Annotated in this window: 11 protein-coding genes; 6 read left to right on the top strand and 5 right to left on the bottom strand. The window is 72.8% G+C overall.

Annotated features, from left to right (window positions below; translation table 11 throughout):
- A partial coding sequence (locus tag ATM99_RS10300; RefSeq protein ID WP_062102835.1) for a multidrug effflux MFS transporter occupies positions 1 to 1,186 on the top strand: 1,186 nt, incomplete at its 5' end.
- A 60-nt stretch (positions 1,187 to 1,246) separates the two neighbouring features.
- Here the strand turns inward: ATM99_RS10300 and ATM99_RS10305 are convergent.
- The 4 genes from ATM99_RS10305 to adhE form a co-directional block, all read right to left on the bottom strand.
- Positions 1,247 to 2,458: a pyridoxal phosphate-dependent aminotransferase gene (locus ATM99_RS10305; protein ID WP_062102836.1), complete on the bottom strand. Its 1,212-nt coding sequence runs from the start codon at positions 2,456 to 2,458 to the stop codon at positions 1,247 to 1,249.
- A 46-nt stretch (positions 2,459 to 2,504) separates the two neighbouring features.
- On the bottom strand, positions 2,505 to 2,630 hold the full coding sequence (locus tag ATM99_RS10310) for a hypothetical protein (RefSeq protein ID WP_062102837.1): 126 nt from the start codon (positions 2,628 to 2,630) through the stop codon (positions 2,505 to 2,507).
- A gap of 112 nt (positions 2,631 to 2,742) precedes the next feature.
- Positions 2,743 to 3,279 carry a hypothetical protein gene (locus ATM99_RS10315; protein ID WP_062102838.1) on the bottom strand — a complete coding sequence of 179 codons (537 nt, stop codon included), beginning with the start codon at positions 3,277 to 3,279 and terminating at the stop codon, positions 2,743 to 2,745.
- Between the two features lie 204 nt (positions 3,280 to 3,483).
- On the bottom strand, positions 3,484 to 6,249 hold the full coding sequence (adhE, locus tag ATM99_RS10320; RefSeq protein ID WP_062102839.1) for a bifunctional acetaldehyde-CoA/alcohol dehydrogenase: 2,766 nt from the start codon (positions 6,247 to 6,249) through the stop codon (positions 3,484 to 3,486).
- Between the two features lie 358 nt (positions 6,250 to 6,607).
- Between adhE and ATM99_RS10325 the strand changes: the two genes are divergently transcribed.
- Together ATM99_RS10325 and ATM99_RS10330 are read left to right on the top strand one after the other, a co-directional pair.
- Entirely contained in the window at positions 6,608 to 7,324 is a 717-nt protein-coding gene (locus ATM99_RS10325; protein WP_062102840.1) for a LytTR family DNA-binding domain-containing protein, read from the top strand.
- Positions 7,321 to 8,718 carry an ATP-binding protein gene (locus ATM99_RS10330; RefSeq protein WP_062102841.1) on the top strand — a complete coding sequence of 466 codons (1,398 nt, stop codon included), beginning with the start codon at positions 7,321 to 7,323 and terminating at the stop codon, positions 8,716 to 8,718. The genes ATM99_RS10325 and ATM99_RS10330 overlap by 4 nt, the downstream gene beginning before the upstream one ends.
- A gap of 11 nt (positions 8,719 to 8,729) precedes the next feature.
- Here the strand turns inward: ATM99_RS10330 and glf are convergent, their stop codons facing one another.
- Positions 8,730 to 9,878 (bottom strand): UDP-galactopyranose mutase, encoded by a 1,149-nt coding sequence (gene glf, locus ATM99_RS10335; protein WP_062102842.1) that lies wholly within the window; start codon positions 9,876 to 9,878, stop codon positions 8,730 to 8,732.
- A gap of 257 nt (positions 9,879 to 10,135) precedes the next feature.
- On the opposite strand from glf, the gene ATM99_RS10340 reads away from it, so the two are divergent.
- From ATM99_RS10340 to ATM99_RS10350, 3 genes are all read left to right on the top strand, one after another.
- Positions 10,136 to 10,858 (top strand): LytTR family DNA-binding domain-containing protein, encoded by a 723-nt coding sequence (locus ATM99_RS10340; protein ID WP_223304976.1) that lies wholly within the window; start codon positions 10,136 to 10,138, stop codon positions 10,856 to 10,858.
- A gap of 234 nt (positions 10,859 to 11,092) precedes the next feature.
- Positions 11,093 to 13,492, top strand: a complete 2,400-nt coding sequence (locus ATM99_RS10345) for a glycoside hydrolase family 3 N-terminal domain-containing protein (RefSeq protein WP_082659555.1) — start codon at positions 11,093 to 11,095, stop codon at positions 13,490 to 13,492.
- A gap of 140 nt (positions 13,493 to 13,632) precedes the next feature.
- On the top strand, positions 13,633 to 14,049 hold the full coding sequence (locus ATM99_RS10350; RefSeq protein ID WP_062102843.1) for a hypothetical protein: 417 nt from the start codon (positions 13,633 to 13,635) through the stop codon (positions 14,047 to 14,049).
- The last annotated feature ends 107 nt before the right edge of the window (positions 14,050 to 14,156 follow it).

Below are 14,156 nucleotides of genomic sequence, written 5' to 3' on the forward strand. Positions count from 1 at the left end.
CAAGCACGTGCTGCTGCTCGGCACGATGGCCGCGCTGCCCGCGGTCTCCACCGACATCTACCTGCCCTCGCTGCCCGAGGTGGCCCGCGACCTGGGCACCACGGCGGCCGCCGCGCAGCTGACGATCGCCGGGATGATGGTCGGCGGCGCGCTCGGCCAGCTGGTCATCGGCCCCGTGTCGGACCGGTTCGGGCGCCGCCTGCCCGTCCTGGTCGGCGTCGCGCTGCACGTCCTGACGTCGCTGCTGTGCGCGGTCGCGCCCGCCATCGTCCCGCTGGTCGCGCTGCGCGTCGCGCAGGGGTTCTTCAACGCGTCGGCCACCGTGGTCGCGATGGCGCTGATCCGCGACCGGTTCGTCGGCTCGGACGCGTCGCGGCTGATGTCGCGGCTCATGCTCGTGATCGGCGTCGCGCCGCTGTTCGCGCCGTCCGTCGGCGGGCTGATCGCGGGCGAGCTCGGGTGGCGCGCGGTGTTCGTCGCGCTCGCGCTGTTCGGCGTCTGCGTGTGGGTCCTGGTGCTGCGCAAGATGCCCGAGACGCTGCCGACCGGGCGTCGGCGCACGGGTGGGGTCCGCACGGCGCTCGCGGGCTACGCGCACCTGCTGCGCGACCGGCACTTCGTGGCGCTCGCGGTGCTGCCGGGTCTGATGATGGCCGTGCTCATGACGTACGTCGTCGCGTCGCCGTTCGTGCTGCAGGAGGGCTACGGCCTGACCGAGCACCAGTTCGCGCTGCTGTTCGCGGTCAACGGCGTCGGCCTCGTGCTGGGGGCGCAGGTGAACGCGGCGATCGTGCGCCGGGTGTCCCCGATCCGGATCCTGCGCGTCGTCCAGGTCGCGACGGTCGTCATGACGGGGCTGCTGCTGGTCGTCGCGCTCACGGGCGCCGGCGGGCTGTGGGGGCTGCTCGTCGTGCTGTGGCTCGTGCTCGCGCTGGTGAACTTCGCGCCGCCGAACGCGTCGGCGATCGCCCTGGGACGGCACGGCGCCATCGCGGGCACCGCCGCCGCGTTCATCGGCGCGTGCCAGGCGGGGCTGGGCGGCCTGGTCAGCAACCTGTCGGGCGTGCTCGGCGGTGACGCGGTCGCGATGGCCGCGGTCATGGCCGGGACGAGCGTGCTCGCCCTCGCGCTCCTGGCGTTCGCGACACCCGCGTTCCGACGCGGCGGGGCGTGGGCGCTGAGCTGACGGCGCCCGGGGCGTGCGGCCCGACCCGGCCGACGACCGCGCGCCCGCGACGGGGCGACGTCAGGCGCCGAACGCGCGCCGCAGCCGCTCGGCCGCGTCCTCGAGCACCTCACGACGCTTGACGAACGTGAACCGCACCCACGTGCGCAGCGCCTCGTGCGCCGCCGTCCCCGGGCGGGTGAACGCGCTGACCGGCACCCCGACGACCCCGGCTCGGGCGGGCAGGTCGCGGCAGAAATCCACGCCGTCGGTCGCCCCCAGCGGTGCCGCGTCGGCGAGCACGAAGTACGTGCCGTCGGGCCGCACGACGTCGAAGCCCGCGTCCCGCAGACCCGCGCCCAGCAGGTCGCGACGCGCGGTCAGGGAGGCGACGAGGTCGTCCACCCACGCGAGCGCCGCAGGATCGGTCAGCGCGTGCGCGACGGCCGGCTGGAACGGCGCGCCGGACACGTAGGTGAGGAACTGCTTGACGGTCCGCACGGCCGTGACCAGCTCGGCGGGGCCCGTGACCCACCCGATCTTCCAGCCGGTGAACGAGAACGTCTTGCCGCTCGACGACACCGTGAGCGTCCGCCCCGCCATGCCCGGGAGCGTCGCGAGGGGCACGTGCTCGACCCCGAAGACCAGGTGCTCGTAGACCTCGTCGGTGACCACCAGCAGGTCGTGCGCGACCGCGAGCCGCGCGACGGCCGCGAGCTCGTCGCGGCGCAGCACCGCACCCGTGGGGTTGTGGGGCGAGTTGAGCAGCAGCAGCCGGGTGCGCGGGGTCACGGCCGCGGCGAGCGCCTCGACGTCGAGCCGGAAGCCGTCGGGGGTCGCCCGCAGCGGCGCGGTGGTGTGCGTCGCGCCGGCGAGCGCGACGACCGCGGCGTACGAGTCGTAGTACGGCTCGAGCGTGAGGACCTCGTCGCCGGGGGAGACGAGCGCGAGCACGGCGGCGGCGAGCGCCTCCGTGGCGCCGGTGGTCACGAGGACCTCGGTCTCGGGGTCGACCGCGAGGCCGTACCGCGTCCGCTGGTGCGTCGCGACGGCCGCGCGCAGCGGTGCGATGCCCGGCCCGGGCGGGTACTGGTTGACGCCCGCGAGGATCGCGTCGGCCGCCGCGCGGGCGACCGGCGCCGGGCCGTCGACGTCGGGGAAGCCCTGCCCGAGGTTGAGCGCGCCCGTGCGCGCGGCGAGCGCGGACATCTCGGCGAAGACGGTCGCGCGGACCGTGCCGTCGGCGTCGAGCAGGCCCGACGCCGCCGCGACCTGCTGCCACCGCCCGCTCACGCCGTGAGCATAGGACGGCGGGTCCGTGCCCGGTGGAGGCGTCCCGTCAGAGCATCCCCGCGGCGGCGAGCAGACCGCTCACCACCAGGAGGGCGAGCGACGCCCACGCGGTGACGACCCACCACTCCCAGCGGTGGCGTCGTAGCTCGCGGCTCTGCGTGCGGACGGCCATGCCCTCACGATCGGCAGGCGCGGCCCGTTCGACAACGTCTGGGCGCGCGGGTCGTGAAGTTCACCCGGTCGGCGCAGGGCCCACGGGTGCGCGCCGTGCCCGGCGGGCGCGGTCAGCGGGTGGCGGTCTCCAGGTCGCGGCCCAGGTTCGCGAGCTGCTCGCCGAGCTGCTGCAGCGCCCCGCCCGCCTCGGAGCCGGCCCCCGCGGTCACGGCCTCGAGGTCGGCGCGCGCCGCGGCGACGCGGTCCTGCGCGGTCTTCAGGGCGTCCGCCGACGCGGCCTCGCCGTCGGCCTTGGCCTGGGCGAGCGCGGTCTGCGCGTCCTGGACGGCGCCCTGCGCCTCCGTGACGGCGGCGTCGGCCCGCGTGCGGGTCTGCTCGTCGAGCGAGCCGAGGGCGGCACGCGCCTCCTCGACCCGGGCGGCGGCCTCGTCGGCGTGGGTCTGGGCCTCGGCGAGGGCCTCGCGCACCGAGTCGCCGGCCTCGGCGATGCCGTCGGCCGCCTCCTGCGCTGCGCTCGCGACCTCGTCGGCCACGTTCCCTGGGTCGCCGTCCGCGCACGCCGTCAGGCCCAGCGCGAGGACCGCCGCGGTCGCGAGGCCGAGGGCGCGGTGCGGGGTGGGGCGTGCGGTGCGGCGACGGGCGGTCACGGTGGTCCTCCTCGGGCGGCCCGGACCGGTGCGGTCCGGGAGGGCACAGTCTGCCGCGGGGCGCCGCGGCCCGCGCGACGTCTCACGAGGTCCTCACGGTCCCCGCACGGGCCGAAGCCCCTGCCGGCGGGGGCCGGGCAGGGGCTTCGGGAGCGGTGCGAGGGGGCGCCCCGTGGGGAGGGGCGCCGACCTTCGGGGAGTCGGTCAGGCCCCCGCCCGCTCGCGGCGCTCACGGACGTCCTCCAGCGACGTCCCGTAGTAGGCCGCGGTCATGATGTCCTTCATGTCGGCGATCATCGGCATGCGCGGGTTCGCCGGGGCGCACTGGTCCTCGTAGGCGCCCATCGCGACCTCGTCGAGCCGCGACATGAACTGCTGCTCGTCGACGCCCTGCGCCTGGAACGACGCGGGGATCCCGACCCGGGCGCGCAGCGCCTCGATCGCCAGCGCGAACTCCTCGACGCCCTGCTCGGGCGTCGCCGCCGGCAGGCCGAGCGTCTGCGCGATGTGCTGGAAGCGCTCGGGAGCCACGTAGGACTCGTACTTCGGCCAGCTCGTGAGCTTGGTCGGGACGGTGCCGTTGTACCGGATCACGTGCGGCAGGAGCGTCGCGTTCGTGCGGCCGTGCACCAGGTGGTGCGTCGAGCCGACGACGTGCGCCATCGCGTGCACGATCCCCAGGAACGCGTTGCCGAACGCCATGCCGGCGATCGTGCCGGCGTTGTGCATCTTCTCCCGCGCGTCCTTGGTCGCCGGGTCGGCCGGGTCGCCGTTCACCGACTGCGCCAGGTTGTCGAAGATCAGGCGGATCGCCTGCAGCGCCATGCCGTCGGTGAAGTCGTTCGCGTAGACCGCGACGTACGCCTCGATGGCGTGCGTCAGGGCGTCGAAGCCCGAGTCGGCGGCGAGCGAGCGCGGCATCTTCGACGTGAGCACCGGGTCGATGATCGCGACGGTCGGGGTCAGCGCGTAGTCCGCCAGCGGGTACTTCTTGCCGGCGTCGGGGTCGGAGATGACCGCGAACGGCGTGACCTCGGCGCCCGTGCCCGACGTGGTCGGGATGCAGACGAGCTTGGCCTGCTCGCCGAGCGTCGGGAACTTGAACGCGCGCTTGCGGACGTCGAAGAACTTCTGCTTGAGGTCCGAGAACACGATCTCGGGGTGCTCGTACAGCAGCCACATGACCTTCGCGGCGTCCATCGGCGAGCCGCCGCCGAGGGCGATGATCGTGTCGGGGCGGAAGTGCCGCATGTTCGCGGCGCCCTTCTGCACGGTCTGGACGGACGGCTCGGGCTCGACCTCGTCGATGATCTGCACGGCCACGTTGTTGGAGCGGCGGCGCAGCACGTCGAGGACCTTGTCGACGAACCCGAGGGTCGTCATGGTCGTGTCGGTGACGATGGTGACGCGCTCGACGTCGGGCATGTCCGCGAGGTAGCGGATCGCGTTCGGCTCGAAGTACGTCTTGGCGGGGACCTTGAACCACTGCAAGTTGTTGTTCCTCCGGCCCACGCGCTTGACGTTGATGAGGTTCACGGCCGACACGTTGTTCGAGACCGAGTTGTGGCCGTACGAGCCGCAGCCCAGGGTCAGCGACGGGATGAAGGCGTTGTAGATGTCGCCGATGCCGCCGAGCGAGGACGGCGCGTTGCAGATCACGCGGATCGCCTTGACGCGCTTGCCGTACTCGACGGTGAGCGCCTCGTCCTGCGTGTGGATCGCGGCCGAGTGACCCAGGCCGTCGAACTCGACCATCTTCTCGGCGAGGGTCATGCCCTCCTCGGTCGAGCCGGCGCGCAGCACCGCCAGGACGGGGCACAGCTTCTCGCGCGTGAGGGGCTCGAACGGCCCGACGCCCGAGACCTCGGCGAGGATGATCGAGGTGTCCGCGGGGACCGTGAAGCCGGCCTGCTCGGCGATCCACACGGGCGACTTGCCGACGACCGCGGGGTTGAGCTTGGCCCCGGCGCAGTTCTCGCCGCCGGCCTCGACGCCGAAGATGAACTGCTCGAGCTTGGCCTTCTCGGCGGGCGTCGTGCGGTACGCGTGCAGCCGGGCGAACTCGGTCATCGCGGCGTCGTAGATCTCGTCGTCGAGGATGGCGGCCTGCTCGGACGCGCAGATCACGCCGTTGTCGAACGCCTTGCTGAGCACGATGTCGTTGATCGCGCGAGCCAGCTTGGCGGTCTTCTCGACGTACGCCGGGACGTTGCCGGCGCCGACGCCCAGGGCGGGCTTGCCGCACGAGTACGCGGCCTTCACCATGGCGTTGCCGCCGGTGGCGAGGATCGTGGCGACGCCCGGGTGGTTCATGAGCGCACCGGTCGCGGCGAGCGAGGGGAGCTCGACCCACTGGATGCAGTGCTCGGGGGCGCCGGCGGCCACGGCCGCGTCGCGCACGATCCGCGCGGCGGCGACCGACGACTGCTGCGCGTTCGGGTGGAACGCGAAGATGATCGGGTTGCGCGTCTTGAGCGAGATGAGCGACTTGAAGATCGCGGTCGACGTCGGGTTCGTCACGGGCGTGATGCCGGCGATGACGCCGACGGGCTCGGCGATCTCGGTGATGCCGTTGAGCTCGTCGACGTTGATGACGCCGACGGTCTTGAGGTTCGCCATCGAGTTGGTGACGTGCTCGCACGCGAAGATGTTCTTCACGGCCTTGTCCTCGAAGACGCCGCGCCCGGTCTCCTCGACCGCGAGCTTGGCGAGCTGGCCGTGCTGGTCCAGCGCCGCGACCGCGCCCTTCTTGACGAAGCGGTCGACGTCCTCCTGCGTCATCGACTCGAACTGCGCGAGCGCCTTGGTGGCGTTGGCGACGAGCTCGTCGATCGCCAGGGCGACCGCGTCGGCGTCGCTGACGCCGAGGGCGGTGCCGGCCGGCGCCGCGACGGCGGTGGCCGTGGTCGCCTCGGCCGGCGCGTCGGCGGGGGCCTTCGCGCGGGTGCTCTTCTTGGTGGTCTCGGACACCTTCGACTCCCCTGGTAGTGGTGAGAAGGGGCGGACGCTGGAGTCGTCCGTCGCTGTCTCCGACGCTAGGGAAGGGGGGTCCCAGATACGTGGGATGAAAGTCCCCGGGGCCTGTGGACAACCACTCCGACGGGTTACCGACGACCGGGCTCCGGGACCTGGGTCCCGGCCGGGTGGGCGGGCCTCGGCGCGCGCGGCTCGGCCCCGCACGCTGCACGGATGACACGCGCGCGACGCCTCGCCTAGCATCGGCCCGACTCGCCGGGGCCGTGCGCGCGACAGGGGACCTCGCCCCGCACCCGGGCTCCGGCAGTCCGACGCGCCCCGTGCGGGGTGCGCGGGACCCCGGGGACGCACTGTGATCAGGATCGGCATCGTCGAGGACGACAACGCGTGCGCGACGCGTCTCGTCGAGCACCTGCGACGGTACGAGCGCGAGCGCGGCCACCGGTTCGCGGTCGTGCGCTTCACCGACGGCGCGCAGGCCGTCGCGGCCCACCGCCCGGGCGCGGTCGACCTGCTGCTGCTCGACGTCGAGATGCCCGCGCTCGACGGCTTCTCCGCGGCCCGCGCGATCCGCGCCGTCGACCCGGACGTGCCGATCGTGTTCGTCACGCACCTCGCGCAGCAGGCCGCGCGGGGCTACGAGGTCGAGGCGCTGGGGTACGTCGTCAAGCCCGTGCCGTACTTCGCGTTCGCGCAGCAGGTGACGCGCGCGCTCGCGCGCGTGCGGCGCGACCACGAGGACGCGCTGCTGCTCACCGTCGACGGCGGCCTCGAACGCGTCCCCGTCGCGGACGTCGTGAGCCTCGAGAGCGCCCGCAACCGCACGACGGTGCACACGCTCACGGCGCAGCACTCCGTGGTGCGGCCCCTCAAGGCGCTCGAGGCCGCGCTGCCGGGCGCGGGCTTCGCGCGCGCGGGGGCCGGGGCGGTCGTGCACCTGCGGCACGTGCTGGCCGTGCGCGACGGCGAGGCCGAGCTCGTCGACGGTCGCCGCGTGGCCATCAGCCGCGCGCGGCGCAAGGCGTTCCTCGCCGCGCTGACCGACCACCTCGGGGCGCGGGCGTCGTGATCCTCGCCCCGCTGGTCGGCGTCCTGACGGACGTCCCGCCCGACATCCCGCGCGTGCTGACGGGTCTGGCCGAGTGGCTCGCGTGCCTGGTCTACGTGCTGCTGCGCCGGCGCCGCTGGCCGTGGTCGCGGTTCGTGGTGCTCGCGGTCGCGGCGCTCGCGGTGCAGGTCGGCGTGCAGGTGGGCGCCGGGCGCCTGCCGCTGGGCCTGTGGACCGTCGGCATGGCCGCCGCGGTCGCCGTGATGTACGGGTTCATCGTGTCGGCCGCGAAGGTCTCGGCGCGCGACGCCGGGTACTTCACGGCCCGCGCGCTCGTGCTCGCCGAGCTCGTCGCGGCGCTGCACTGGCAGATGCACGTGTTCTTCTTCGTGCCCGAGGGGCGCGAGGGCGGCGTGTGGTCCACGGCGTTCTTCGTGCTGGTGTACGCGGCCGCGTTCGCGGGTGCGTACGTCGCCGAGGCCCGGCACTTCCGGTCGCGGCAGTCGCTCGACGTGACGTCGGGCGAGCTCGCGTCGACCGTCGCGATCGCGCTCGTGACGTTCTTCATGAGCAACATCAGCTTCCTCAACGCGAACACGCCGTTCTCGGGTCGCCTGGGCCCCGAGATCTCGTACATCCGGACGCTCGTCGACCTGTGCGGGTTCGTCGCGCTGTACGCGCAGCAGGGCCAGCGGCTGCAGCAGCGGGCGCGCGCCGAGGTGCGCGCGGTCGACGAGATGCTGCGCCGTCAGCACGAGCAGTACCTGCAGTCCAAGCGCAGCATCGAGGTCGTCAACCGCAAGTACCACGACCTCAAGCACCAGATCGCGGTGATCCGCGCCGAGGACGACGACGACCGGCGCAGGTCGTACCTGGACGACCTCGACGCGAGCATCTCGGGGTACGCGCGGCAGGCCGACACGGGCAACGGCGTGCTCGACGTCGTCCTGACGACCAAGAGCCTGGAGTGCGCCGAGCGCGGCATCGCGCTCACGTACGTCGTGGACGGCGCGGCGCTCGACTTCGTCTCGACCATGGACCTCGCGGCGCTGTTCGGCAACGCGCTCGACAACGCGATCGACGGCGCCGCCGCGGTGCCGGCGACGGACCAGCGACTGGTCAAGGTCGCGGTGTACGCGCGCGACCGGTTCGTGCTGCTGTCGTTCGAGAACTACTTCACCGGCGAGCTGCGCACCGAGGACGGCGACATCGTCACGCGCCGCGCCGACCGCACGCGCCACGGCTACGGGCTGAAGTCGATCCGGCACACGGCCGAGAAGTACGACGGCTCGATGACGGTCAACACCGAGGGCGGCTGGTTCGTGCTGCGGATCCTGCTGCCCGTGCCGCAGGACGCACCCGCGCGTCGACCGGCACGTGCGCGGTCGCGCACCGCGGTCGAGCCCACCCCGTGACGGCGGCGCGCTCAGCGCGCGTCGACCACCACGCCCGAGTCCCACAGGGCCAGCGCGGACGCGATCGCCATGTGCATGTCGAGGTAGAGGTACGACCCGAGGCGACCGCCGAAGTGCACGCCCGGCTCGTCGGCCGCCAGGGCGCGGTACTCCTGCAGGCGCGCGCGGTCGTGCGGCGTCGCGACGGGGTAGTACGGCTCGTCGTCGGGCCCGGCCGCGCGCGACGTCTCGCGCATGACGACCGTGCGGTCCTGCGCGTGGCGGTCCTCGCGCTCGGGGTGGAAGTGCCGGAACTCGTGGACCCGGGTCCACGGCACGTCGAGGTCGGCGTAGTTCATGACGCTCGTGCCCTGGAAGTCCCGCACGGGCAGCACCTCGGTCTCGAGGTCGAGCGTGCGCCAGCCGAGCGGCCCGTGGTGGTGGTCGAAGTAGCGGTCGACGGGCCCGGTGTAGACGATCGGCACCTGCCCGCGCGCGGCGGCCTTCGACAGCGGCTGCGCGGGGTCGAGGAAGTCGACCCCCAGGCGCACGTCGACGCGGGGGTGCGACGCCATGGCCTCGAACCACGGCCCGTAGCCGTCGGCGGGCAGACCCTCGTAGGTGTCGGAGAAGTACCGCGCGTCGTACGTGTAGCGCACCGGCAGCCGCGAGATCACCGACGCGGGCAGCTCGCGCGGGTCGGTCTGCCACTGCTTGGCGGTGTAGCCGCGCACGAACGCCTCGTACAGCGGGCGGCCGATCAGCGAGACGGCCTTCTCCTCGAGGTTCGCGGCCGCGGAGGCGTCGACCTCGGCGGCGTGCTCGGCCACCAGCGCGCGGGCGGCGTCCGGTCCCATCGCGGTGCCGAAGAACTGGTTGAGCGTGCCCAGGTTGATGGGCAGCGGGTAGACCGTGCCGGCGTGCGTCGAGAAGACGTGGTGCCGGTAGTCGGTGAACGCCGTGAACCGGCGCACGTACCGCCAGACACGCTCGTTCGACGTGTGGAAGATGTGCGACCCGTAGCGGTGCACCTCGATGCCGGTGGCCTCGTCGACGCTCGACCACGCGTTGCCGCCCAGGTGGTCGCGCCGGTCGACGACCGTGACGCGCAGCCCCGCCTCCGCGGCGCGCTCGGCGACCGTGAGGCCGAACAGGCCGGCGCCGACGACGAGCAGGTCCATGCGACGACCCTCCGGTGCGGGGGAGCGCCGGGCCGGACGGCCCGGGCGGCTCGCAGTCTAGGCCGGGGTCGCGCCTGCCCCGGGCGTGCCCGGCGTGCGCGACCGAACGACCACGGGATCCGACGGATCGTGCGACCCGGGCACCCCGGTGCGGTGGGCGGTGGTTGCGTGGTGGACGCCCGCGCCGAGCGCCGCCGCGGGCCGGCGGGACCCCGGCAGGCGGGTGCGGCCGCGACCGGCGAGGGAGGACCCCACCCGTGGACGGCGTGACCTACATCGGCGTGGTCGACGACGACCCGCACTCGCGCGCGACGGTCGTCGCGCACCTCCAGCGGTACGAGGAGGAGCACGGCGTCGAGTTCTCGGTGCGCACGTTCTCGGACGGCGCGCAGCTCACGCGCGGCTACCGCGCCGACTTCGACGTGCTGTTCCTCGACGTCGAGATGGCGCGCATGGACGGGTTCGAGACCGCGCACGCGGTGCGCGCGCTCGACGACCGCGTCGTCATCGTGTTCATCACGCGCATGGCGCAGATGGCGATCAAGGGCTACGAGGTCGACGCCCTCAGCTACCTCGTCAAGCCCGTGCCGTACTTCGCGTTCTCGCAGGAGCTCGCGAGGTCGCTGCAGCGCGTGCGGCGCACGCAGTCGGAGGGCGTCATGCTCCCGGTCGCGGGCGGCACGGCCCGGGTCGACGTCGCGGACATCGTGTACGTCGAGAGCATCAAGCACCGGATCGTCGTGCACGCCATCGGGCGGAGGTACGCGTTCACGGGGACCCTCAAGGCGATCGAGGAGCAGCTCGACGGGCAGGGCTTCTTCCGCAGCAACAACTGCTACCTGGTGAACCTGCGGCACGTGCACGCCGTGCGGCAGTCCACGTCCGTGATGCTCGGCGGCGACGAGCTGCAGATCAGCCGCGCCCGCAAGCGCGCGTTCCTCGACGCGATGGCGGACCACCTCGGCGGCCGCGTGCCGTGACCTGCCCGTGACCTCGGGGACTGTTCGTGCACGCAAAGCGACGGTCCGTGTAGGGGCACGGTCCGGCGCCACGGCCGCTGCCTAGCGTGAACGCGCCGGCCACGGGACCACGACGTCCCGGGCGGCGACGGGTTCGCGAGTGCGCCGCGCGTGCACCGGCTCAGCGGTCCCACCCCGACGACGGGGCGGTGACGACGGGCGCGGGCGGGGCCACGAGACGACAAGGGAAGGTCGATGAAGACAACGAGTACGGCGCGGGTCGCCGCCAGCCGGTCGGCACGCCTCACGAGCGCCGCGCTGGTCGCGGGCCTCACGCTCACGGGCCTGGCGGCGTGCACCGCCGGCGACACCGACGACAAGGGCGCGTCCGCCGACGAGTTCACGACGCGCGAGGTGTCGGACGGCAAGACGACGTTCGTCGTCGTCGACAACCCGGGCGACGCCCCGACGCTCTCCTACGGCGCGGACAGCGAGATCGAGCTCCTCTCGGAGGAGGTCGACGGCGCGAAGGTCGCGTTCAAGGACATGAACGGCAACGGCGAGCTGGACGCGTGGGAGGACTGGCGCAAGTCCCCGCAGGAGCGCGCCGCCGCCCTCGCCGAGGACCTGACGATCGAGCAGATCGCCGGCCTCATGCTCTTCAGCTCGCACGAGCGCTCGCAGGCCGACGGCCTCACGGACGCGCAGAAGGAGTACCTGACGGACTCCCACCTGCGCAACGTGCTGCACGCGGGCCCGAGCGACGTCACGGCGACCGTCACGTGGTCGAACCAGATGCAGGCGTTCGCCGAGTCGCTCGCGACCGAGGGCGAGCCGTACGTGCCCGTCAACTTCGCGTCCGACCCGCGCTCGACCGCCGGCTCCGGCGGCTACAACGCCGAGGGCGACGACATCTCGCGCTGGCCGTCGAACCTGGGCCTCGCGGCCACGTTCGACGTCGAGCACATGGACGAGTTCGCGCAGATGTCGTCCGCGGAGTACCGCGCGCTCGGCATCACCACGGCGCTGAGCCCACAGATCGACCTCGCGACCGAGCCGCGCTGGCTGCGCGTCGGCGGCACGTTCGGCGAGGACGTCGACCAGAACACCGAGCTCGCCGCGGCCTACGTCGACGGCTACCAGAGCACGCGCGGCCAGGACGGCTGGGGCTTCGAGTCCGTCAACGCGATGATCAAGCACTGGGCCGGCGACGGTCCGGGCGAGGGTGGCCGCGAGGCCCACACCAACGCCGGCAAGTACGGCGTCTACCCGGGCGGCAACTTCGAGGCGCACACCAAGGCGTTCCTCGGGTCGCTCGACTCGGCCGCCGTCATGACGGCGTACTCGATCGCGCTGGACGGCGACGGTGAGCCGCTGTTCGGCGAGCGCCTGGGCACGGCGTACGACCACGGGCGCATGGACCTGCTCCGCAAGGACAACGGGTACGAGGGCGTCGTCGTCACCGACTGGGGCGTCACGTCCAGCTACCTCGACCCCGAGAAGCCATTCGGCATGGGCTGGGGTGCCGAGGCGCTGACCGACGAGCAGCGTCACTACGAGGTGCTGCGCACGGGCCACGACATGTTCGGCGGCAACAACAAGGTCGAGCCCGTCATGGCCGCGCACGACATGTGGCAGAAGGACTTCGAGGCCGGCACCAACGACGTGGACGCGGACACCCGCTTCCGCGAGTCGGGCAAGCGCATCCTCACGATGTTCTTCCAGCCGGGCCTGTACGAGAACGCGTACCTCGACCTCGACGAGTCCAAGAAGGTCCTCGCGAGCGACGACAAGGTCGAGGCCGGCTACGCCGCGCAGCTCGACTCGGTGGTCATGCTGAAGAACGACGGCAGCACGATCGCGAAGTCCGACGCCGCGGCGTGGAAGGACAAGAAGGTCTACATCCCGCGGTCGTACAACATCGGCTTCGCGGGCGCGTTCGGCCCGGCCGAGTACAAGGAGGCCCCCGGGCTCACGCTCGAGGTCGCCGAGGAGATGTTCGGCGAGGTCGTCACCGACGAGGCCGAGCTCGACGCCGACGGCAAGGTCGTGAGCTACACCGCGCCCGACCTGTCCGACGTGGACCTCGTCCTGGTCGGCATGGCCAGCCCCGACAACGGCGGCAACTTCTCGAACATCGGCCACGACGTCGAGAACGACACGTGGTACCCGCTGTCGCTGCAGTACCGCCCGTACACGGCCGACGGCCCGCACGTCCGCCAGACGTCGATCGGCGGCGACATCCTGCCCGACGGCACGAAGCAGAACCGCTCGTACTTCGGCAACACCTCGAAGATCGCGAACGAGTCCGACCTCGACGCGTTCGAGCGCGCCACGGCCGCCGTCGCGGCGTCCGGCAAGGAGATCCCCGTGATCACCGTGCTCAAGGCGATCAACCCGGTCGTCCCGGCCGAGTTCGAGGCCGCGTCCGACGCGATCGTCGTCGGGTTCGGCACGAGCGACAAGGCGCTCCTCGAGGTCGCGCTCGGGCTCCACGAGCCCGCCGGCCGCCTGCCGATCCAGTTCCCGAAGGACATGGACACGGTCGAGGCGCAGCAGGAGGACGTCAGCAAGGACATGACGCCCTACACCGACGCGTCCGGCAACACGTACGACTACGGCTTCGGCCTGAACTTCGCGGGCCCGATCGGCTGACCCGCGCACCGTCCGGGCCGGTCGGCGACCACGTCGTCGACCGGCCCGGGCACCGCAACGGCGGGCGTCCTGGGGACACCGACCGGTGCGGACCTGGGCCGCGGGGTGGGCTCGCGGCCGGAACCCACGAAGGAGCAGAAGTGAAGCGGAACAAGGTGCTGCACACCGGGCTCGGCCTGCTGGTCGCCGCGACGGGCGTCTTCGGCCTCGCGGCCTGCGGCAACGACGACGGCGGCAGCCAGGACACCGGCACGTCGGACAGCGCCGCGGCCGAGGTCGACGTCAAGGACGACCTCGAGAACGCGCGCAAGGCCGTCGCCGACGCGCTCGCCGAGGACGACTCGTGGGCGCAGATCATGCTCGCGAGCGACGTCGACTCGCCGACCGTGAAGTACGGCCTGCTGGTGGTGCCCTACTCCTACTCGGACGCCGCCTCGCGCGTGCAGGGCACGATCACGATCACCGACGGCAAGTACACGATCGACGCCGACTCGGCCGCGACGGGTGACACCTGGCGCATCGACCAGGACGGCAAGATCACCGAGGTCTCGGAGTAAGGACCCCCGCCGGCCCGCCCACCGGGCGGGCCGGCCTCCGTGCGCGCGCCACCACGGCGCCGCACCCACGCACGAGCACGCCGACGGCCCCGGCGGACGACGGTCCG

Origin of the sequence: Cellulomonas sp. B6 (genome assembly GCF_001462455.1) — a bacterium.
Lineage (GTDB): Bacteria > Actinomycetota > Actinomycetes > Actinomycetales > Cellulomonadaceae > Cellulomonas.